Source organism: Paenisporosarcina sp. P4_B8, from assembly GCF_056402175.1.
The window spans coordinates 62,449-85,314 of record NZ_JBFUHX010000009.1; the positions used below are offsets into that span (position 1 = coordinate 62,449).

At 39.8% G+C, this 22,866-nt stretch carries 21 protein-coding genes; 3 read left to right on the forward strand and 18 right to left on the reverse strand.

Annotated features, from left to right (window positions below):
• Positions 1 to 299: 299 nt before the first annotated feature.
• The gene (locus tag AC1DSK_RS10190) at positions 300 to 1,589 is read right to left on the reverse strand and encodes an extracellular solute-binding protein (protein ID WP_477546953.1); all 1,290 of its coding nucleotides are present in this window, start codon (positions 1,587 to 1,589) and stop codon (positions 300 to 302) included.
• Positions 1,590 to 2,025: 436 nt separating this feature from the next.
• On the opposite strand from AC1DSK_RS10190, the gene AC1DSK_RS10195 reads away from it, so the two are divergent.
• The gene (locus AC1DSK_RS10195; protein ID WP_477546954.1) at positions 2,026 to 3,789 is read left to right on the forward strand and encodes a glycoside hydrolase family 13 protein; all 1,764 of its coding nucleotides are present in this window, start codon (positions 2,026 to 2,028) and stop codon (positions 3,787 to 3,789) included.
• 536 nt (positions 3,790 to 4,325) lie between these two features.
• Here the strand turns inward: AC1DSK_RS10195 and AC1DSK_RS10200 are convergent.
• The 10 genes from AC1DSK_RS10200 to AC1DSK_RS10245 all read right to left on the reverse strand — a co-directional run bounded on the left by AC1DSK_RS10200 (position 4,326) and on the right by AC1DSK_RS10245 (position 15,025).
• Entirely contained in the window at positions 4,326 to 4,607 is a 282-nt protein-coding gene (locus tag AC1DSK_RS10200; RefSeq protein ID WP_477547088.1) for a hypothetical protein, read from the reverse strand.
• A 10-nt stretch (positions 4,608 to 4,617) separates the two neighbouring features.
• Positions 4,618 to 5,007: an SHOCT-like domain-containing protein gene (locus AC1DSK_RS10205; RefSeq protein ID WP_477546955.1), complete on the reverse strand. Its 390-nt coding sequence runs from the start codon at positions 5,005 to 5,007 to the stop codon at positions 4,618 to 4,620.
• Between the two features lie 15 nt (positions 5,008 to 5,022).
• Positions 5,023 to 5,388, reverse strand: a complete 366-nt coding sequence (locus tag AC1DSK_RS10210) for a DUF2089 family protein (protein ID WP_477546956.1) — start codon at positions 5,386 to 5,388, stop codon at positions 5,023 to 5,025.
• A gap of 524 nt (positions 5,389 to 5,912) precedes the next feature.
• A complete protein-coding gene (gene dtd, locus AC1DSK_RS10215; RefSeq protein ID WP_477546957.1) occupies positions 5,913 to 6,353 on the reverse strand; it encodes a D-aminoacyl-tRNA deacylase in 441 nt (146 codons plus the stop codon).
• 10 nt (positions 6,354 to 6,363) lie between these two features.
• Positions 6,364 to 8,559 (reverse strand): RelA/SpoT family protein, encoded by a 2,196-nt coding sequence (locus AC1DSK_RS10220; RefSeq protein WP_477546958.1) that lies wholly within the window; start codon positions 8,557 to 8,559, stop codon positions 6,364 to 6,366.
• Positions 8,560 to 8,738: 179 nt separating this feature from the next.
• Entirely contained in the window at positions 8,739 to 9,251 is a 513-nt protein-coding gene (locus AC1DSK_RS10225) for an adenine phosphoribosyltransferase (RefSeq protein WP_342543414.1), read from the reverse strand.
• Positions 9,242 to 11,596, reverse strand: coding sequence for a single-stranded-DNA-specific exonuclease RecJ (gene recJ / locus AC1DSK_RS10230; RefSeq protein WP_477546959.1), 2,355 nt, complete (start codon positions 11,594 to 11,596; stop codon positions 9,242 to 9,244). The genes AC1DSK_RS10225 and recJ overlap by 10 nt, the downstream gene beginning before the upstream one ends.
• A gap of 151 nt (positions 11,597 to 11,747) precedes the next feature.
• Positions 11,748 to 12,170 (reverse strand): LapA family protein, encoded by a 423-nt coding sequence (locus tag AC1DSK_RS10235; RefSeq protein ID WP_477546960.1) that lies wholly within the window; start codon positions 12,168 to 12,170, stop codon positions 11,748 to 11,750.
• A 114-nt stretch (positions 12,171 to 12,284) separates the two neighbouring features.
• Entirely contained in the window at positions 12,285 to 14,567 is a 2,283-nt protein-coding gene (secDF, locus tag AC1DSK_RS10240; RefSeq protein ID WP_477546961.1) for a protein translocase subunit SecDF, read from the reverse strand.
• A 107-nt stretch (positions 14,568 to 14,674) separates the two neighbouring features.
• Positions 14,675 to 15,025 (reverse strand): post-transcriptional regulator, encoded by a 351-nt coding sequence (locus AC1DSK_RS10245; RefSeq protein WP_477598209.1) that lies wholly within the window; start codon positions 15,023 to 15,025, stop codon positions 14,675 to 14,677.
• 95 nt (positions 15,026 to 15,120) lie between these two features.
• On the opposite strand from AC1DSK_RS10245, the gene AC1DSK_RS10250 reads away from it, so the two are divergent.
• On the forward strand, positions 15,121 to 16,626 hold the full coding sequence (locus AC1DSK_RS10250) for a putative polysaccharide biosynthesis protein (protein ID WP_477546963.1): 1,506 nt from the start codon (positions 15,121 to 15,123) through the stop codon (positions 16,624 to 16,626).
• Here the strand turns inward: AC1DSK_RS10250 and AC1DSK_RS10255 are convergent.
• The 6 genes from AC1DSK_RS10255 to ruvA form a co-directional block, all read right to left on the reverse strand.
• A complete protein-coding gene (locus tag AC1DSK_RS10255) occupies positions 16,610 to 17,260 on the reverse strand; it encodes a DUF421 domain-containing protein (protein ID WP_477546964.1) in 651 nt (216 codons plus the stop codon). The two genes, AC1DSK_RS10250 and AC1DSK_RS10255, sit on opposite strands and share 17 nt — an antisense overlap.
• A gap of 99 nt (positions 17,261 to 17,359) precedes the next feature.
• Positions 17,360 to 17,632, reverse strand: a complete 273-nt coding sequence (yajC, locus tag AC1DSK_RS10260; RefSeq protein ID WP_016426812.1) for a preprotein translocase subunit YajC — start codon at positions 17,630 to 17,632, stop codon at positions 17,360 to 17,362.
• A 96-nt stretch (positions 17,633 to 17,728) separates the two neighbouring features.
• Positions 17,729 to 18,868 carry a tRNA guanosine(34) transglycosylase Tgt gene (gene tgt / locus AC1DSK_RS10265; RefSeq protein WP_016426811.1) on the reverse strand — a complete coding sequence of 380 codons (1,140 nt, stop codon included), beginning with the start codon at positions 18,866 to 18,868 and terminating at the stop codon, positions 17,729 to 17,731.
• Positions 18,865 to 19,923: a tRNA preQ1(34) S-adenosylmethionine ribosyltransferase-isomerase QueA gene (gene queA, locus AC1DSK_RS10270; RefSeq protein WP_016426810.1), complete on the reverse strand. Its 1,059-nt coding sequence runs from the start codon at positions 19,921 to 19,923 to the stop codon at positions 18,865 to 18,867. Before queA ends, tgt begins: the two co-directional genes overlap by 4 nt.
• A gap of 20 nt (positions 19,924 to 19,943) precedes the next feature.
• Positions 19,944 to 20,945, reverse strand: coding sequence for a Holliday junction branch migration DNA helicase RuvB (ruvB, locus tag AC1DSK_RS10275; protein ID WP_477546965.1), 1,002 nt, complete (start codon positions 20,943 to 20,945; stop codon positions 19,944 to 19,946).
• An 18-nt stretch (positions 20,946 to 20,963) separates the two neighbouring features.
• Positions 20,964 to 21,584 (reverse strand): Holliday junction branch migration protein RuvA, encoded by a 621-nt coding sequence (gene ruvA, locus AC1DSK_RS10280; RefSeq protein WP_342543404.1) that lies wholly within the window; start codon positions 21,582 to 21,584, stop codon positions 20,964 to 20,966.
• A 203-nt stretch (positions 21,585 to 21,787) separates the two neighbouring features.
• On the opposite strand from ruvA, the gene AC1DSK_RS10285 reads away from it, so the two are divergent.
• Entirely contained in the window at positions 21,788 to 21,964 is a 177-nt protein-coding gene (locus AC1DSK_RS10285; protein WP_477546966.1) for a hypothetical protein, read from the forward strand.
• A gap of 66 nt (positions 21,965 to 22,030) precedes the next feature.
• On the opposite strand, the gene AC1DSK_RS10290 is transcribed toward AC1DSK_RS10285, so the two are convergent.
• Positions 22,031 to 22,843, reverse strand: a complete 813-nt coding sequence (locus tag AC1DSK_RS10290) for a phosphotransferase (RefSeq protein WP_477598211.1) — start codon at positions 22,841 to 22,843, stop codon at positions 22,031 to 22,033.
• Positions 22,844 to 22,866: the final 23 nt, after the last annotated feature.

Below are 22,866 nucleotides of genomic sequence, written 5' to 3' on the forward strand. Positions count from 1 at the left end.
TTAGCCTCCTTTTTCAGCATAGAAGAAAGTGTTGAGTATGTATCACAATCGGTAATTGTAGTTTTCAATACTTATAGTATGCTATTCGAAAAACTGAAATTAATAGGATAAATAAAAGGATAGGCAATACCCTCCGGAATGAAGGATACCGCCCATGTCTTTTTCCAGCATTTTGATACCAGCGTGATATGCTAACCAAGTCTCTACCATATCCACGATAAAAAGCTATGGCAGGTGGTTGTAACCGATTAACTTTCTCAGGCATCGGAGTAGATTTTGGGAGACACATTTAGCAAGTATTATTTCGCTGGGTGATTTGTTTCAATGTTAGTTTTGATAGATTTAACGGCTTCGTCCAATGCTGCTTGTGGTTCAGATTTACCTGTAGCCACAGTTTGAAGTGCAGAAGCCATTGGTCCCCAAACTTCGGCCATTTCTGGAATGTTTGGCATTGGCACTGCGTATTGTGATTGAACAGCTACAGCTTTAGCGCCTTCATTGTCAGCAATAATTGGATCTTCAACTAATGCTACGTTAGCAGGAATTTCTGAAACTGCTTCAAAACGAGCTTTCGAGTTTTCATCATTAGACAAGTGTTCGATAAGTTTTGTTGCCCAGTAAGGATTTTTCGTGAACTTCGTTACGTGCCATCCTTTAACACCCATGAATGTTTTAACATGCTCTCCGTTTGGAAGTGTTGGCATTGGAGCAATTCCGATGTCAACTCCTGCGTCTCTCATTGATTGGAATGCCCAAGGTCCGTTCATAACTGCAGCAACTTTACCTTCGTTAAATAGGCCGTCCATTGCAGCGCCGCCAGTTTCACCGATGATACCTTTAGGGAATAATCCTTCTGTGTACCATTTTTGAATGTATGCAGCACCTTCTACAGCGCCTTCATTGTTCAAGCCAATATCTTTACGGTCAAGACCTTCTTCGCCTTCGTTGAACACATATCCACCCATACCTGCAATCGCACCGTGTGCAAAGTAGAAGTTATCCCAAAGTGCAAGGAATCCGTAGTTTTCACCTTTTGTGAAATCTTTAGAGAATGTATAAAGCTCATCCATTGTTTCAGGAGCTTTTTCCATTAATGCTTTGTTATAAATAAATACTGGTGTTTCTGTTGCTTTAGGAAGACCGAAAAGTTTTCCATCATACATTTGAGCAGTAATAGAAGATTCGCTATATGTTTTTAATACTGAATCTTCAACTTTAATTTCTTGAATAAGTCCTTCAGTTACAACTTGACCGATTTGGTCATGAGGAAGAGTTACAACGTCTGGAGCATTTCCTGTTGGACCATCTAGACGTAATTGATCACGGATTTTATCAGCCATGTTCAACTCTTTAAATTCAACTTTGATACCATACTCTTTTTCGAAAGATTCGATAGCAGCTGGTAACCAGTCTTTTGACTTGTCAACATCTTCCCAGATTACAAGTTTCTCTGGTTTAGGCTCTTCAGCCACTTCTTTGCCATCTGAGTCTTTACCGTCAGTTTCTGGATTTTCTGCACGATCAGGTGCACAAGCGCCGAGCATTGCTAATAAAAGAACAAGCATCATTAATAATAAACTTTTCTTCATCATGACCCTCCTAATATCTTTTTGAACACTCACCTATACAACCGTTTGCACAAATCTAAAAACTCGTAAAAATGAAAACGCTATCATCTCTTTTTAAAAAAATAATGTTTGTCTTCAAAGGACCTTTTCCGAATCTTTTAAACTTGTGAAAGCGATTGCACAAATATATTCTTAATTATAATGATTGTTTCTAATTTTACAATAACTATTTTAAACAATCGTTAAAGGAAATTTTTTAGTTGACTGGATGTCACATTTTAGAAAAAATTTTTTCAGGGATTGAATTGACTGAATTGTTTTGTTAATCTGAGACGAAGTTTTTAAATTGGCTCTGTTAACTCTTTGTGCTGATTTTGAATTAAAGAGATAAAGATTCCCTTAATTTCAGCAGTATCTTTTATCAGAGCATATAAAATAAACATAAGGTGGTGTTGGAATGGAACGTTCGGCAATTTTTCACAGACCAGGGAATAATTACTCCTTTATTCTTGACGAGGGCACGCTTTGCATAAGGATTCGCACAAAAAAATCGGATGTTGAACGGATCGAGCTTATTTATGGCGATCCCTACATTTGGGAAAATGACAAATGGATTATTCAGCGAGCAGATGTATTCATATGCGCAACTGATGCATTGTTCGATTACTGGGAAGTAAATATCAGTCCCCCTCACCGTAGAATTCGGTACGGATTTGAACTGCACTCGAACGAAGAAACCTTTGTTTTATCGGAAAAAGGATTACATGAAGAAATCATATATGATTGTGGCTATTATTTCTGCTTCCCCTACCTCCATGAGTCAGAGCTGTTTGATTCTCCTGAATGGGTGAAAAATACAGTATGGTATCAAATATTTCCAGACCGTTTCTTCAACGGAAACAAATTAAACGATCCAAAAGACGTTCAACCATGGGGAGAAGCTGAACCATCAACCAACAATTTCTTTGGTGGCGATCTGCATGGTGTGGAGCAACAACTTGATTACTTAGAAAAGCTCGGAATAAACGGCATTTATTTTACACCCATTTTTACTGCACCATCCAACCATAAATATGACACCATTGATTATTTTTCTATTGATCCTCAATTCGGAACGAAAGAAGATTTCAGAAACTTGGTCGAGGCATGTCATGCCCGTGGAATCAAAGTGATGTTGGATGCTGTTTTCAATCATTGTGGTTACTACTTCCCTCCCTTCCAGGATGTATTGGAAAAAGGTAGGGATTCAGAATACGTAAACTGGTTCTATCCGCACAGTCTTCCCTTGCAGGAAGGAGATCGTCCAAATTACGAAGCATTTGCATTTGTTTCCCAAATGCCCAAATTGAATACACAGAACCCTCAAGTAAAAAAATATTTGCTGGATGTTGCTGCTTACTGGATAAAAGAATTCGATATTGACGGCTGGCGCTTGGACGTTGCCAACGAAGTGGACCACCAATTTTGGCGTGATTTCCGAAATGTCGTCCGTAACGAAAAACCTGATGTCTATATTCTTGGGGAAGTATGGCATGATGCCATGCCTTGGCTCAACGGTGATCAATTCGATGCCGTAATGAACTATCCGTTCGCTACTAATGTATTGCAACTACTGGCCAGTCAGACCATATCTGCTACTGAGTTTATGGACTCCATGACTACTGTTCTGCAAAGCTATCCAAATAATGTGATGAACGTCACGTTCAATTTGGTGGGCAGTCACGATACATCGAGAATACTTACGGAGTGTCAGGACGATGTAAAACGCGTCAAACTGATTTACTTACTGATGTATACATTCATGGGGTCACCTTGTATGTACTATGGGGACGAGATTGGCATGGCGGGTGGAAGAGACCCTGGCTGCAGAGCATGCATGGAATGGGTTGAAGAGAAACAGAATACGGACCTTCTAGCTCATGTGACAAAATGCATTTCATTACGAAAACAACATCCATTGCTCGCCAATGATGGTCATTTCCAGTTTATGAACTGGGTTGAAAGTAATTTTGTAGTTTACCGAAGATATATGGGTGACAGGAATATTTTCGTACTGATTAACCCTACAAATTCAACTCAGACTTATCACATTCCATATGAGATAAAAAACAACTCGTTGAAAAATCTATGGACAGATAAAAAAATAGTTACAAGCGAGCCATCACCACAAATTCAGCTAAAGCCATATGATTTTAAGATAGTGGAATTTTACATTGATTAATAAATGATTAAGTTAAATGTTTATCGTATATTTGCGCTAGCCGCACGTTTCGCATGAGCCAACAAGTATGAAAACCACATACTTGTGGGTCTCACGCTTCAAAAGTGCTGCTCCTGCGGTTACTCGTCGCCTAAAAGATTGCTCCTGCGGTTACTCGTCGCAAAGAATATGGTCAAATTACCTTTGACCATATTCTTTTTTGCGGCATGCTAGGCGCAAATGTACTCTCTTGCTTTTCAATATATATATCATTTTTTAATATGGCATTTCTATTGAGTTTGCAAAACGATAATAAAATCGTTAGGGAATCTGCGACAAAAAAACTCCAGTCATGTTATTCAACAATCGGGTGCTATTGCTGAATAACAACAACTATATTTTTAACCCCGTCCTAAATTTAGAACGGGGTTATGCTTGTTTGAGCTTTTAAAATTAAATAACTTTATTGTCTTTTTACAATTTTCTCGGTATTGTAGCGACAAATTAGGCTTTTTCTTCAAAATGCCAGTCAGTGGTCGGTGTATTCTAATAATAAATTATAGTCTAACTTTAACCTCAGTACCGTCCTTAGCTTTGACATCTACTAGCACGATCCCCTTATAATTTTCCAGTTCCTTGACGATAGGCTTTAGCGTCTTTTTGTCTATTAGTGGAAAGGTAAAGTCCAGTTTTTTTCTTTCGAAGTGCTCTTTTGTCCATTTGTTTGCATTTTGCTGAAAAAATTTTGAAGACAAAATTAAAATAACAATGTTTAAAATAGCATATGGAATTGGGATGGTAAACCGAACATCTTTTGCTTTCACTTTTACATGCATCATAAGTAAATCACTAATCAATGATGACCGAAACGGTATCCCCGTTTGCCGATTTGATATCAACAATTTGGCCATCTAATTCGTTTTCGATTGCTTCAATAATAAGGCTTATGTCTATATCTTTAATATATTTTTCCGATTGAGGAATACTCGCTGCGATGCTGTATCCAGCCATTAATACTACCTTGACAAGTTTTATAGGTAAATTTACCGTGACGTTATCATTTTCGGCTGATACAACACGAATTTTTAATGTTTTATCTAAATATTTAGTCGGTTTTTCAAAAAGCTTATTACCTGTTTCTTCTTTCTCTTTTAATATTTGAATCAGTTCTGATCCCTTATCTGCATCAATTTTCCCATCTTGAACCATTGTTAACACTCTTGTAATTTCCTCTTTCATATGATAAATTCCTCCCTATTCCTCTTTTAAGAGCTTAATGGCTTCTTCTGGTGTGATTTCGCCATTTTCCAACATGGTGACAACTTTTTTCTCGTCTACTTCATTTTTCTTCTTCTGCACATATCCAAGGGATGAAATGATGTCTGTTAGCTTGCCTCGAACCGTTGGATACGAAATCCCCAGTTCCTTTTCAACTTCTTTGATATTCCCTCTGCATGTTAAAAATACTTCCACAAAATGAAGCTGATCATTTGATAAGGATGCCAGCTTAGATAATTCAAACTCATTTTCGATCGTAGTGTGACAATGAGAGCAATGCAACTTTGTAATTTTCAATGTTTTACTGCAGACAGGACAATTTGTGATTACTTTATACGCCATAATGAAATTCCTTCCTTTTAGTTGATTCGATTATATAGCAAGGAATTAAAAATATAAATAATAAATTTAAATTTTTTTATCCAAAAAAATAAATAATATTAATTTGTTATTTAATATTATTAACCATTTTCATTATTCATTCAAGTATTATATTTACCATAATGGAGATTTCCTCTTGGGAAAATACCCAGTTACATAATGAGCACGATTACTTAGACTTTGAGATGCTGAAAAATAGCTTTTTACATAACAACTTACAGAAGGTAAATTCCCCCACATTACTAATTCCATTAATGCTGCAAATGCTCTATCAATGGAATCTGTTCTGTACCCCTAATCCCCCTTGCTGTATCATAGATTCACTTGTTATTCGAGATCTACATCCGAGAAAGCCTCAAATGTGTTTCTGCAAGTATGGGGTGGACAGTAGTTATGCATTCTCTAACTAAGCCAAATAAAAAAAACACCCTTTTCAACTACGAACCATATGATATGGTTTCGTATTGATAAAGGGTGTTTTCTATTTACTTTGATTCCACAATCAATGTCACGGGACCGTCATTCGTTAAAGATACATCCATCATTGCGCCAAAGACACCTGTTTCGACATGTAAATTCAATTTACGAAGTTCTTCGTTAAATAAATCCCAAAGCGGCTTCGCGATATCGGGTTTGGCCGCTTCACTGAAGCTCGGTCTTCTGCCTTTTCTTGTATCTCCATAAAGTGTAAATTGGGAAACGGATAAGATAGAGCCACCTGCTTCAAAAATGGATAGATTCATTTTCCCGGTTTCATCTTCAAACAAACGAAGATTTGCCACTTTTTCGGCTACATATCGAACATCTTCTTCGGTATCTTCATGGGTGATGCCCACGAGAAGAACCAAACCTTTATCGATTTGCCCGGTGACTTCCCCATTAACTGTAACTTTTGCCTCTAAACTTCGCTGTATTACAACTTTCAAAACTAAACCCTCAATTCGTCATTCGTTGCACGGAATGAATATCTGGAATTTGTTTAATACGTTCAACAATTTTGTGTAAATGTGCAATATTTGTAATCATAATGGTCATATTGATGGTAGCTATCTTATCGCGATCTGCTTTACCACTGACTGCTGAAATATTAGTTTTCGTTTCATTCACCACTTGCATCACTTCGTTCAATAAACCAGGACGATCGAATGCGGAAATTTCAATATCGACTTGATATTCCTTACGCGTCGCCGTCGTTGGCTGACCCCACTCAACGTCAATTAAACGTTCATTCCCTGTTGCATCCTGCACATTCGGGCAATCGTCTCGATGGACTGAAACCCCACGGCCTTTTGTAATAAAACCGACGATTTCATCACCCGGAACCGGACTGCAGCAACGGGATAAGCGAATAAGCAAGTTGTCTATTCCTTTGACAATAACACCTGATTCGGTTGCTTTTCGAATAGTTGGCGTGTGCATTTCTTTAGTGATTTTCTCTAAAGCTTCTTCATGATCACGTATCTTACGCATTTTCTCTGCCAGACGGTTCACTACCTGCTGTGCAGTAATGCCGTTAAATCCAACTGCTGCATACATATCTTCTTCGCTCGTGAAATTGAACTTTTCACATACGCGTTTTATATTTTCATTCGTTAATACTTCTTTAATATCAAACTCTTGTGCTTTTATTTCTTTTTCTATCATTTCATGACCTTTATGGACATTGTCATCACGAACTTGTTTTTTGAAGAACTGCTTAATTTTATTTTTGGCTTGTGAGGATTGGGCGATTTTCAGCCAATCTCGACTAGGGCCAAATGATTGCTTGGAAGTTAATATTTCTACGATATCACCTGTTTGCAGCTTCGTATCAAGTGGCACCATTTTTCCGTTTACTTTTGCACCGATTGTCTTGTTACCGATTTCGGAATGCACGCGGAAAGCAAAATCAATGGGAACCGAACCTGCAGGCAGCTCCATTACATCACCTTTTGGAGAAAATACATAAACCATATCCGAGAATAAATCGAATTTAAGAGATTCCATAAATTCTTCTGCATTCGAGGACTCATTTTGGTACTCCAAAATTTCCCTGAACCATGTGAGCTTCGAATCAACCGATTTATTAGAAGACTCCACTGTTTTGCCTTCTTTGTATGCCCAATGTGCAGCAACCCCGTATTCAGCGATGCGATGCATCTCTGCTGTTCGGATTTGTACTTCCAAAGGATCACCTTGAGGACCGACGACCGTTGTATGGAGTGACTGATACAAATTTTGTTTTGGCATGGCAATATAATCTTTGAAACGTCCAGGCATCGGCTTCCAAAGTGTATGGATAATGCCTAGAACTGCGTAACAGTCTTTGATACTTTCGACTGTTATTCGTACGGCAAGCAAATCATAGATTTCGTTAAACTGCTTGTTTTGCAGGACCATTTTTTTATAAATACTGTAAATATGTTTTGGTCGGCCATATAAATCCGCTTCGATTTCAACGTCTTCAAGCTCACTTTTAATATCGACCATCACATTGTTCAAGTAGTCTTCACGCTCATTGCGTTTTCGTTTCATCAAATTCACGATGCGGTAGTATTGCTGGGGATTTAAATAGCGCAACGAAATGTCTTCAAGTTCCCATTTGATCGTGGAAATCCCAAGTCGGTGTGCCAGGGGAGCGAAAATTTCCAGCGTTTCACTTGCTTTAAGCCTTTGCTTTTCAACAGGTTGGAATTTCAATGTGCGCATATTGTGCAATCGATCAGCCAATTTAATTAAAATGACACGAATGTCCTGTGCCATCGCCACGAACATTTTGCGGTGATTTTCCGCTTGCTGTTCTTCTTTCGACATGAATTTAATTTTACTTAACTTGGTGACACCTTCCACCAACATCGCCACTTCTTCACTGAATTCGCGAACGATGTCATCTCTATGGATATCCGTATCTTCTACGACATCATGTAAAAAACCTGCAGCTACTGTTGCAGGATCCATTTGAAGTTCTGCCAATATCCCCGCCACTTGAATCGGATGAATAATATAAGGCTCTCCTGATTTTCTGAACTGTTCTCGATGAGCATGCTCCGCCATTTCATACGACTTTTTGACAAATTGCACGTTTTTGTCGTTCATGTACGTAGCGACAATTGCGAACACTTCTTCAGCTGTAAATATTTGGTCTTTCGCCATGTCGAATCACTAGACTCCATTCACTTTCGAATATATGTAAAGACTATTGTATATTAGATAAACACTTCTTGCACCCTAAATGCTACAAGATATTGTCTTTTATTATATGGTCATTCAAAAAATCAACATACTTTTTAATAAAAAAAAGATGAACTTGATTAGTTCATCTTCTTTCAACCTTAATATTGCATCAAAGTGCAAATGTCGTAGCCCTTTAATTTTTCGCGTCCATCAAGGTAAGTTAACTCAATTAGGAATGCACATCCCGCAACCACTCCACCCATTTGTTCGATGAGTTTGATTGTTGCTTCGACCGTTCCACCCGTTGCAAGCAAGTCGTCGCAAATCATGACACGTTGACCCGGTTTAATCGCATCTTTATGCATCGTCAGGACGTTCGTTCCATACTCAAGGTCATATTCCGCACGAATTACTTCACGAGGTAATTTCCCTTCTTTACGAACAGGAGCAAACCCTTTACCCATCGCATAAGCGACCGGACAACCGATAATAAATCCGCGTGCTTCAGGACCAACTATCATATCTATGTTCTTTTCTTTCGCATATTCCACGATTTGATCAGTTGCATATTTATAAGCTTCACCATTATCCATGATTGTTGAAATATCTTTAAAACGGATACCTGGTTTCGGCCAATCTTCCACTATTGTTACATATTGCTTTAAATCCATACTTGCTCCTCCTCAGGAACGGTCTGCTCGGCTAAGCGGGCATCAAACCATTGTCTTAATTCCATATATGGCGCATATAAAAGCTTTTGTTCAAGCTGCATTTTTTTCTCGCGCATTTGATATATCGTCGACTCTGCAAGGTCGCGTTTATTCACTGTTTCCTGCAGGTCAATTCGTCCACTGTTTATTTTAACAAAACCAAGGTCAAAAAACACCTCTGTCATGAAAAATAATGTACTTTCGCTCCATCCTTTATGTTTGGCAAGATCTTTCGCGTGTTGTTGCAAATCGAATGAAGGACGTTTAGCCAAAAATCCATAATACCATTTAAAGTGATCGCGGCTAGGCATTCCTTCAAAATAAGTGGATTCTGGAGCATAAAAATGAGCATAAATCCGTTTCGGTTGTACATGTGTCAAAACAGTTTCCAATACTTCTTCCTGTTCCGGTATATCAAGCAGAACGATATATGGTTTCGCGTCCGGTAAAGACTGTGCTTTGGAAATCAACTTAATATCAACATTCAATAACGATTGAAAATGATGAACAGTTGATTGATGGAACGCAAGATACAAGGTATTGTCAGGCTGAATCATCTGATGCCATCTATTTACTTGTCGAATCCCACGTATGTCATATAGTTGCCATTCATCCGTTTTCGCATCTTCGATCATGAATTGCGGTTTCTTGCGACCGTTCCACTCATTGATTTGCAAGTCCCCAATAAATGACACAGCGACTCCTGGCGTCATTTCATCTGCCAGATGGCCTTTACTGAAGCCAACAGCATCGAGCGTCAGTGGACCATCAGCGAGCTCCATTTTCACATGATTTTGATTCGCGCCTATTTTTCTCATGGACGAAATATTGACGTTTTCAATACAGTACATCGGCTTAGGAAAATCCATACCGAACGGGCCCAGTTGTTTCAGTGACTCAATTGTCGACAAATCAATTTCTTCGAGGTTGATGGAAATATCGATCTGTTGAACAGGTAGTAAATCTTCTTCTGTTAATGACTGTTCGGCTTGCTCTAGCAATCTAGTACGCAAATCCGTAACTTTTTCTAATGGCAGGGTCATACCCGCTGCCATTGGATGTCCTCCAAAATGAGGCAAAATATCACGATTTTTAGCAAGTTCATTATATAAGTGGAAACCCTCAATACTTCGTGCGGAACCTTTAGCAATTCCCTTTTCTGAATCGAGACCCAGAACAATTGTTGGGCGGTAATACTTTTCAACCAAACGGGACGCAACAATTCCAACTACTCCAGGATTCCAGCCTTCTTTCGCCACGACAATCACCAATGGATTTTTTCCAATATCACCTGATTCCACCATCGCGATGGCTTCTTCGGTCATTTGGCTGACTATGCCTTGTCGTTCTTTATTATGCGTGTCCAATACTTTCGCAAGGGATGCCGCTTCCACAGAATCTGTTGTCAAAAACATATCGACGCCTGGACCTGCATCTGCCAATCGACCTAATGCATTTATGCGTGGACCGAACATAAAGCCAATTGTCTCTTCGTTGATTTGGTTTTGTTCAGTGCCTGCAATCTGACACAGTGCCTTGATTGCCGGTCTTTTTGACATCCGCAATTGCTTAATGCCTGCTTGTACAAAGTATCGATTTTCATCGTGCAAAGAAACCAGGTCGGCTATTGTTCCGATTGCAACAAGTTCCAACAGTTCTTTCGGCACTTCACCGAGTAAAGCATGTGCCACTTTAAAGGCTACACCGACACCCGCTAGTTCTCCAAAAGGATAACTTCCCAGAGGATGTCTTGGATGAATAATGGCATCAGCAGGTGGTAGGATCTCACCTGCTTCATGGTGATCGGTTACAATAACGTCCATACCTAATTCCTTGGCTAATTGAATTTCATTGATGCCTGAAATTCCGTTATCCACCGTAATGATGAGACTCACACCATCTTCAAATGCTTCTTTAAATAATCGTTCACTCGGACCATAGCCATCAACAAATCGATTTGGAATGGCAAACATTACATTGGCATTCAGTTGTTGGAGTGCAGTCATCATGACAGAAGTACTCGTCACGCCATCTGCATCGTAATCGCCGTATACCAAAATCATTTCCTCATCGGCAATTGCTTTTTTAATACGCTCCACTGCTTTATCCATATCGTGCAATAAAAACGGATCATGCATGGATGATTCGTCCATATGTAAAAACGCTTTCGTTTTGTTGACATCAGAAAATCCGCGAGACGCTAGAAGTTTCGCAGATACAGTCGGTAAATTCAATGCTTCTTTTAAATGTTGAACGATTTGGTCATCTGGTCTTTCCATACGCCATCTCTTTTTTGATTCAATCATCTTTAGTCACTTCCTCATAAATACCATTATAACGTATCTCGTTAGCTCTGTAATTCTTCAACTATCTTACGTTTAAATATGATGTTCCAACTAAACCTCTAACTAGTTGGAAACAACAAAAAAAGCACTCATAATGAGCGCTTCATTCAACTTAACTAGTGGAACGGACATCGGCTTTTGTATCATTTTTAATATCGCGTTTGCTAATCGGTGGGAGTACTTTAGTTTCACTATCGGTATCTTCATTAGCCAAATGTGCATCCTGGTAACGAACAGGTACATTTTTGTTTAAAGCCGAGATTTCATTTTGCTGTGCCGCAATCAGTGATTCTTTTACTGTATTATCTTTCTCCAGCTGCTTCACACGACGCTGAAATACGAATGAACGGAAAATGGCGACTGATCCACTCACTAGTGCTCCTAATAAGGCTGACACTAAAATAACTAAAATGAGTGGCCATTGGGCGGTGCCGAAGACGTAATTGACCGGTACCGTATCCACATTGACGACTGCAAAAATGGCAACAACCACTGCAAAAATAAGTGCAAATAATAAAGACCATTGAAATTTCATCCAGTTCCCTCCTCAGTATTCAAAATATTGGTTGTTCCATAATACACAAAAAAAAGGAACAGAGCATAGTTATCTATACCCTGTTCCTCATTATTTATAAACTTTACGTGCTTATTATACGACAGGCTCGTCAGAACCCCATTTTTTCTTGTTCTCATCTTCTTCAACATCAATTGTTCCACGTTTTTTCAATTCGCGTTTTTTGAACACGAACCAAAGCTGTGCAGCGATGAAAATTGAAGAATACGTACCGGAAATTAAACCGATAAATAAAGCCAATGAGAAATTACGAATGGATTCTGCACCGAATAGCAATAGTGCGACTACAACCATGACAACCGTTAAAACCGTGTTAACGGATCGTCCAAGTGTCTGGCGAAGTGACTTGTTAACAATCGTTGCAAGTTCTTCTTCTGTCTCGATTTTCTTCGAACGTTTCATGTTTTCACGAATACGGTCAAATGTCACGATTGTATCATTAATCGAGTAACCTACAATCGTTAAGATTGCCGCAATAAAGGTAATATCCACTTCCAAGCGGAATATACTGAATACCGCTACCATGAAGAATGCATCGTATAAAAGAGTTAATATTGCTGATATCCCCATTTTCCATTCAAATCGGAATGCCGTGTAAATGATAATCCCAATAGAAGCGAAAATTAAGGCTTTAACTGCATTTTTTGCAAGTTCTTTTCCGACAGTCGGAGATACCGTGCTGATGTTTGGTTCAGCACCATATTCATCACTGATTGTCGCTTTCAATTTATTGATTTCTTTCTGGGAGAAATCTTCATTATATCGAATAACGCCAATTTCTTTTTTATCACCTGAAATGACAATATCTTCAGAAGGATGATCAATCGACTCTAAATAAGTGATTAATTCCTCTTTTGTCAAAGAATCTTCAGACAGGATTTCAACTCGTGTACCACTTGAGAAATCAATACCTAAGTTCAAGCGGAAAATCCCAAGTAATATCATCCCAATTGCAAGGAAAGCAAGGGACGCTGTAAAGAATTTTTTACGTGATTTAACAAAATCAAATCGATCAAATTTTGTTGGCAAATCCAAAGCACTATAATTTTCATCAGCATGATGAATCGCTGATTTATTGACCCCAAATAACCATGGCTTGCTATCGAAGAATCCACTATTTACAAGTAAGCCTAAAAGTATTCGTGATCCCCATACAGCGGTAATGAAACTAACTAAAATACTGATGATCAATGTAATCGCAAAGCCTTTAACAGAACTTGTCCCAAAATAGAACAATACGGCAGAGGCTAATAAAGAAGTGATATGGGAGTCAAAAATAGCAGAAAACGAATCTTTTGCACCATTTTTAAATGCTGCACTAATAGACCTACCAATACGTATTTCTTCTTTTATTCGTTCAGCTGTAATGATGTTTGCATCTACTGCTATACCGATTCCCAGGATAATCGCTGCGATACCTGGCAAGGTTAAAACTCCATTGATCAGTTCAAAGACCAATAAATTTAAATAAACAAACACCGCTAATGTTATTACTGCAACCAAACCTGGAAGACGGTAATAAAGAAGCATAAATAAAGCAACTAATATAGTCCCTACTACTCCAGCAAAAATCGTAGATGTCAGGGCTTTTTCACCGAACTGGGCTCCAACTGAAGTTGAATATTTTTCTACCAATTTAACCGGCAATGCACCTGCATTTAATACGCCTGCTAAACTTTTTGTCTCTTCAACTGTAAATGAACCACTGATTTGAACATTATTTGAATTGATTCGTTCATCCACAGTAGGACTTGAAACAAATTTAGGTTTTTCTTTCGTCATTTCTTTAGCGAAAGAATCCTTTCCTTCTTCAAAGTCCAACCAGATAACCAATAAGTTTTGACCAACTGGTTTTTGACTGATTTCTTGAGTCACTTCTGCAAATTTAGCAGGATCTTTTAGTTCTAGTGTGACCATCGGACGATTTTTATCATCAAATGTCGCCTTTGCTCCACCTTCTTTTAAATCAGAACCGTCCAACATTAAATTGTCTTCAACATCACGGAAAGTTAAATTCGCTTGCGTTGATAACAATTCACGCGCGGATTCTTGATCTTCAACCCCCGCAAGTTGTACACGAATACGATCTTCGCCTTCAACTTGAATGACCGGCTCACTGACTCCTAAAACATCTATACGGTTTAACAGAGCTTCCGCAGTATCAGCAAGCACATCTTCAGTGATTTTCTGATCTTTCTCGTCCTTCAATGGTTGAACTTCATAGAGAACTTCAAAACCACCCTGTAAATCTAATCCTAGTTTAATATTGCTGACAACCGATTGAGCGGTTGTACTGATGGAAGCCGCAAATACTACGATGAGTAATAAAAATGCGATTATTCGGCCTCTGGTTTTCATATGTAAACTTCCTCCTCAACTTGTCAAATGGCAATCTAAAATCACCACTCTCGAAAAAAGCGCAACATGATTATTATGAAACACGTCACGCCACGTGTCAAATGTCCTTAAGATTCTGACGATTTAGCTATAACAATGCTTGACTTTGATGCTTTAACATTCGGTTTCAATAGGTCCTGAAGATCTCCTTGATTGAGTTCCGAGAACCAATTTGAAGTTCTGAAGTCTTCAATTTGAGTGTGTGTCATGTACTGTGCGGGCGAAGTCTCCAATATATCATTTACCAATTCAGAGACTCGCATTTCCTGAATGTCACGTTTTCGCCATTTTTTATTAATACAATAATTCCAGACATCCGCTTCCGTGACAGAGTTGTAACTATACACCCGAAATTCGGCAACTTTACTTTCCAATGCGGGTCGCACAAGTTCAAATAATTCTTCATACTTAACACTCATTGAAACACTTCCCTCTTCTTCGGTTTTAAGCATCGTTATTTTCGCATACGAATATTGTATACGAATTTCTTTGACTTGAGAAGGAAGTGGCATAATTGTCGACATTTTTACGTGGAACGATGGTATTAATGGGCGCTGTTTTTTTATCGAAATTGTTTGGCTTTGTTTTTCGCATTCAGTTTGTGCGAATCGCAGGTGAGGAAGCAGTTGGTATATATTCAGCTGCTTACCCAGCGTTTATTTTTTTCTTATCGTTAATCCAGCTCGGTTTGCCAATCGCTGTTGCCAAAATTACCGCTGAGTTGTATGCAGGGAAAAAGCATGCCGAGATACAGGCTCTCATGCGACAAGTGTGGAAATTAACTTGGGTTTCCATCATTCTTTTCGGACCACTCTTATACTTTACGGTTCCATTTGTTGCAACGAACCTGATGGAAAATGAAGCTATGAGCCAAACTCTTATTATCGGCTTATTGACGATTCCGATCGCCGCTTTTTCAGGTGTACTCAAAGGTTATTTCCAAGGACTCGCCAAAGTAGAGGAAACTGCCTGGTCGTCTTTGATTGAGCAATTCTTCCGCATTGGACTTGTCACGTGGCTATTGCCATATGTGGTCAATCAATCAAGTCCGGCAGCAACTGCGGCGGCAGCCATGACAATGGCTCTGATTGCGGAACTCGTTTCGTTCCTATACTTGTGGTGGAAATACAAGCGAGTAAAAACAATAAAAGAAAATAAAGTTAATTATCCCTCTTCACCTATTTTACAGATAGCATTGCCTTCTGCAGGCAGTCGATTGTTCGGATCTTTCACATGGTTTTTGGAACCGATTGTTTTTATTAAGGCACTTTCAGTCGCAGGAATCGGGGCGGTGGCCGCTACCAATTTATACGGTATGATCTCGGCAGTCTTTATCCCGTTGCTGTTATTCCCTGCGTTTATTCCATACGCCTTGTCCATTGTGTTGGTCCCTGCTGTCAGTGACGCGAGAGCACGCTCCAACCGTTCGATGCTTCAGGAGCGTGTATCACTAGCCATGCGGGTGTCAGCCATTACCGGATGTTTTGCTGCAACTATTTTTTATTTGCACGGTGAACACATCGTCCGCGTGCTCTTCCATGTAACAGAAGGAAAAGGTTACATGGCTCTACTTGCACCTGTATTCTTTTTCTATTACATCCAGAGTCCGCTCCATGCCATCCTACAAGCGATGCATGAAGCAAAAGCTGCTATGATGAATTCAATTTACGGTGGACTAGGAAAATTATTTGTCATGTTTGTATTGGCTTCCCAACCTGGTGTGGAAGAAAAAGGTGCGATTTTAGCCATCGGTTTCGGTGTTTGTTTAACGTCATTCTTACATATGGCAACACTCAGACAAAAAAAAGAAGCCGGCATTGGCTTCACGTTTTTCGCACTTCCCTATCTGCTGTTTATCATTGTAACGATTCTTCGTCCAGTCATCTGGCCTTTAGGTGAAATGCCTTGGTTGGCTGATAGTATGGTGACGGCAGCATTGATATTCCTCGGACTGCTTGTATTTGGTCAGCTTCAAATCTCAGATGTCCGTCTCCTTCGTAAGCTTATAAAGAAGACTTAAATCGCTCTCTCATTTGCACATATAATTTTTCCCGTTCATAACTACAATAGAATACGGTTCTGGGATCATGAATATGGATTTTTTGTAATTCATCGAGCAACCATTCTTTATCCTGCTGGATCAGATCGAGATGGCTTTCCTGTATATCTCCATCGACGATAAGTGGCAACACTGGATGATCGCCATCATTTTTGAAGACGGATAAATTTCCCGATGGCTCCAGAAATGCATACGACACATCTTGAATCGATCCAATCTGCTGTTCACGAAGCTGCTGGAATAAGTCATCCAAGTTGTAGCGGTGTTTGCGCATTTCTGATTCAATGATTTCACCGTTACGTATAATAACCGAAGGATCTCCATCAATCAAATCACGGATTTTCTTGCTTTTCAATGACCAATAAGATGCTCCGATTTGAATCAAAAGTAAAAGAATCATGGGCAGAATGGATTCAAACAAACTGCGTTTCGGGTTATCGATTGCAAATGAAGCAACATCTGCAATCATGACGAAAATGACTAAGTCCATCAAGCTTAATTCGCCGACTTCCCGCTTACCCATGATTCTGAAAATAAACAATATTAGCATGTAGAGAAAAATGGTTCTCCATGCTACAACGAATAAATCACTCATACGCATCCCCTTTTTCTATTGAGTATGAGAGAAAAAACGAAGCAATATACAAAAAAACCTGTTTTCCTTTAAAGGAGAACAGGTTTTGTTTTTTACATTTTATAGTGCTGGAGAAGCGTCCAAGATGCGAGCGATAGCCGCACGTTCGAACTGAAGACGAGTGCCGTCTGCTACTGTAACAAATACAGTTGCATCATCCACTGCATCTACCAACGCGTGAAGGCCACCCACTGTTACGATACGATCCCCACGTTTTAAACTAGATTGCATAGAAGCTGTTGTTTTTTGACGTTTTTGTGCTGGACGGATGATGAAAAACCACATCACTACGAACATCAAAATTATAGGCGCTAAGGCCATTAATTGATCCATTATTTTATTTCCCCCTTTCTCTATATAAGCGCATGTCCAAAAAGAAGCATTGAAATACAAACTTTTTAAACAACCTTTACATTAAGTATACAAGAATCAGAAATTTTTTGCATTCGGTTTGTTGTATCCGTACTGTTCGAAGAACTCCTCACGGAAATCTCCAAGACGATCTTCACGAATTGCCTGACGAACTTGTTTCATCAAATTCATCAAGAAATGCAAGTTGTGATAGGAAGTCAAACGAATCCCAAACGTTTCTTCCGCTTTGATTAAATGGCGGATATACGCACGAGAGTAGTTTTTACATACGTAACAATCACAGTTTTCATCGATTGGTCCGAAGTCACGGGCATATTTAGCCCCTTTGGCAACTAAACGGCCGTTACTTGTCATCAATGTACCATTACGAGCAATACGCGTTGGCAACACACAGTCAAACATATCAACACCGCGAATGGCTCCGTCGATTAGAGAATCCGGTGAACCGACGCCCATTAAGTACCTTGGTTTATCAGAAGGCATGAATGGTGTCGTGAATTCAAGTACACGATTCATGATGTCTTTCGGCTCCCCTACAGACAATCCACCAATTGCGTAGCCCGGGAAATCCATTGAAACAAGGTCAGCGGCACTTTGACGGCGAAGATCTTCATATTCCCCACCTTGGATAATCCCGAATAATCCTTGGTCTTCAGGACGCGCGTGTGCGTTCAGACAGCGTTCAGCCCATCGAGAAGTACGTTCTACACTTGATTTCATATATTCACGTGTTGCAGGGAATGGTGGGCACTCATCGAATGCCATCATAATATCGGAGCCTAATGCGTTTTGTATTTCCATCGCTTTTTCAGGACTTAGGAAGAGTTTATCACCGTTCATATGATTACGGAAATGAACGCCTTCTTCTTCAATTTTACGGAACTCGCTTAAACTGAATACTTGGAAACCACCGGAATCCGTTAAAATCGCACGGTCCCAGTTCATGAATTTATGCAGTCCGCCTGCTTCTTTAATAATTTCGTGGCCTGGACGTAACCATAAATGGTACGTATTACTCAAAATGATGCCGGCTTCCATCGTTTTCAATTCTTCAGGAGACATTGTTTTAACTGTCGCTTGTGTACCGACTGGCATAAATGTCGGTGTTTCAAATGAGCCGTGAGGTGTATGAACAATACCTAAACGCGCTCCTGTTTGTTTACATGTTTTAATTAGTTCGTATCGAATCGCTGTCATGCACGAACTCCTTTCTGATTTGCGGACGGGCGAATAAACATCGCGTCGCCAAAACTGAAAAATCGGTATTGATGGTTAACTGCCTGCTTATAAGCATTCAGAATTTTATCTCGTGATGTCAGTGCACTGACCAACATCACAAGCGTAGATTTCGGTAAATGGAAATTTGTAATCAAGCCGTCAATGCACTTAAATTCATAGCCTGGGAAAATGAAAATCGATGTCCATCCGTTATCTTCCTGCAATTGGCCATTAAATTTATTGGCTACCGTTTCAAGCGTACGTGTAGAAGTAGTACCAACAGAAATGATGCGACCGCCTGACGTTTTAACACGGTTAATTGTATCTGCTGTTTCTTGTGACAATCGATAAAATTCCGAATGCATTTCATGGTCGTCTATCGAATCGACACTGACAGGTCTGAACGTTCCAAGACCAACATGAAGTGTGATGAACACTACTTCCACGCCTTTTGCACGAATTTCATTTAATAAGTCGTCGGTAAAATGAAGTCCGGCTGTGGGAGCTGCTGCTGAACCTCGTTCTTTTGCGAAAACTGTTTGATAACGGTCTTTATCATCAAGTTTTTCGCGGATGTATGGTGGCAACGGCATATCTCCGAGCTGATCGAGAATTTCATAAAAAATGCCGTCGTAAGTAAATTTAAACAGACGTCCACCGTGGTTGGCTTCTCCGACACATTCTGCACGCAACAAACCTTCACCAAATGACACGACCGTGCCAATTTTAACACGTTTTGCAGGCTTCACAAGTGACTCCCACACATCTTCTTCCGTCTGTTTCAACAATAGAAGTTCAATGTTAGCACCGGTCTCTTCTTTTACACCCATCAGTCGTGCAGGAAGAACGCGTGTATCATTAAGGACTAGGCAATCTCCAGCCTGAAATTCATCTACGATATGCTTGAATGTATGATGGGTGACTTCCCCACTGTCTTTATCCAAAACTAAAAGCTTGCTCGATGTTCGGTCGGCAAGCGGCGTCTGTGCAATTAATTCTTCTGGTAAATAAAAATCAAAATCTTCTACTTGCATGATTATACTTCCTTTAATCTTTATTCCTCAAAATATGGGAGGTTAAAATGGTCATACGCGAGTTTCGTTACTACACGCCCTCGAGGGGTACGTTGTAAGAAGCCGATTTGCAAAAGGTACGGTTCATAGACATCTTCTATAGTTGCCGATTCTTCACCGATACTTGCAGCGATGGTGTCGAGACCAACAGGGCCACCACGAAAACGTTCGATCATGCCCAAAATCAATTTGTGGTCAATATGGTCAAGACCAAGTGCATCTACTTGCAACAGTTCGAGTGCCTCCTGAGCAGTTTCAATCGAAATCGTACCATTTCCTCTGACTTGGGCAAAATCGCGTACACGCTTCAATAAACGGTTTGCGATACGAGGAGTACCTCGTGAGCGACTGGCGATTTCACCTGCAGAAGGATGGTCAATTTCCGCATCAAACAATGTTGCGCTTCGGGATACAATTTCAGTCAACGCCTGGTTGTCATAGTAATCAAGTCTCAGCAGTACGCCGAATCGATCTCGCAGGGGAGCCGATAAAGCACCGGCTCTTGTCGTTGCACCGATTAAAGTAAACGGTGGCAAATCGAGCCTGACAGACCTCGCTGATGGTCCTTTTCCTACGACGATATCCAGACAGAAGTCCTCCATCGCGGGATATAACACTTCTTCAATTGAGCGATTCAGACGATGGATTTCATCGATAAACAACACGTCACCCGGTTCAAGTGAGCTGACAATTGCCGCAAGATCGCCTGGTCTTTCAATCGCAGGACCACTCGTCATACGGATATTGACATTCATTTCGTTTGCAATAACGGCAGCTAAAGTTGTTTTTCCTAGCCCTGGAGGTCCATACAGAAGTACATGATCCAAGCTCTCTTCACGCATTTTTGCTGCTTTTACAAAAATGTCTAAATTATTCTTTACTTTATCTTGTCCAATGTACTGAGACAAATACTGCGGACGCAACGATTGTTCAAAACGTTCATCGAATTCTGAGACGCCGCTTGAAATCACACGTTCTTGCATGACGTTAACCTCCTTTCATTAGCTGAGTTTCAACAACAACTGTAGTGCTTTTTTCATATAGCCTTCCGTATCAAGTACTTCGGGCAATGCCTCTAATTGCGGACGCACTTTTGTTAATTCACGTTCTGAGTAACCAAGTGCCGCAAGTGCTAAGAACGCTTCTTCTATTTCGTGTTTACCTGACGTTTCCGGGAATAATTGAAGTTCATCTTCCCCGCTTGGCATTTCGAAGTCGATTGATAAATCGCCAAGCTTTCCTTTTAAATCAAGAATCATTTGACGTGCCGTTTTTTTGCCGACACCCGGGAATTTCACTAAAAACGACTCGTCTTCACGTTCAATCGCTTGCACAACCTGAGAGGGTTGTCCACTAGCCAAAATAGCCAAGGCCCCTTTTGGACCGATGCCTGATACTTGAATCAGCTTGCGGAACAACTCGCGTTGATCAAGCGATACAAAGCCAAAAAGCAATTGGGCATCTTCTCGGACATGCAAGTGGGTGAAAATTTGTTGTGGTTCTGATGATACTCGGAATGCGTAAGGATTTGGCGTGTAAATCTGCCAACCTATTGATTGCTGTTCGAGTGTCATATATTCCGGTGTAATACGTGTAACCAAGCCTTTTATGTAATCGTACATTTAAAGTCTCTCCTCACATTCAACGTACTGATTATAGCATATAAAACGGATGTTCGCAGGAAGAAACCTAGGAATAAACGCCGATTCGAACAACATGTATTTTAGCAAGTTGCAATTAATCTACTACGGAAAATGTTTCAATTAGAATATTGTTGGGAAAAGATGTTCAATATCTTAAAATACTAAACTTGGAGGAGTTACTTATGGGAAAAAATAATAATACCTTTACGCATCAGAATAATCAACAAAACCATCAAAACGAACAAGGTGAAGTGAATGAACTGAACCGCAAAACATTGCAATATAACCAGGAGCACAGCAATCATGAAGAAAATAAAAAAGTAGAAGAAATGCAACAACAACAAAGTGAAAAAGAATAATTTTCATAAACAAACAACACCCGTGATGTCAGTCATCACGGGTGTTGTTCTGTTTTTGCAGATGTCTTACGTCAAGCGGCTACAGTCTTCCCATAGCTGCGGCATTCTTTTTAACGCATGGTTGGTGAATTTCTTTAGCTTTGGTAAAAACCCCAACAATTGTTGATCTGACAAAGTAGTCGCATACAACCACTCACGCATCAATTCATTTGGAAATAATAAATAGTTCCAATCTACATTGATGAGAGATGGATGTTCTTCTATAAGTGCATGTAAATCATAATCAAAATGCGGCAGGACACGGTGAGCCCATAAAATAAGTTCCACCTCTGCAGGTCCTATGCAGGCCAGGTCAAAGTCAATGATATACATACGGTTCTTATTATCACGCACAAAATTATGGTGAACGACATCTCCGTGCAGCAGAGTTACGTTATCACGTTTGATCGGTTTGAGCTGTGCTAAAGAATCGTTGGCGAGTTTCGTAATTCTCTGGGTTTTGGAAGAACCGAGTTTTTGAATAAGAAAGGGCTCAACTTGTTGCCATTTTTCCAAACGATGGGCCCATTTCCGATTCAAATCAATCTCGTGAAAGAGACCCGACTTCTGCCACTCAACCTGCTTTCGTGTTGCGTGCAGTTTATGAATCACTTCAAGCGATTTTTTCCGATCTTCCAATTGATTGAACTGAACTTTTCGCCCACTTTCAATCCACGGTTGCTGGATGACGAATGCATCTGGATATGGCTCAATTGGAACCATGAAATCCGCACCCGCATTAGTTAATTGTTCATGTATATAACGAATCTTATTTGCATCTGATTCATATTCATATTTTTTTAATGAATACGCATGGGGTCCAATTTGCCATTTCCACACATTTGGCTTTAATTGAACGTAAT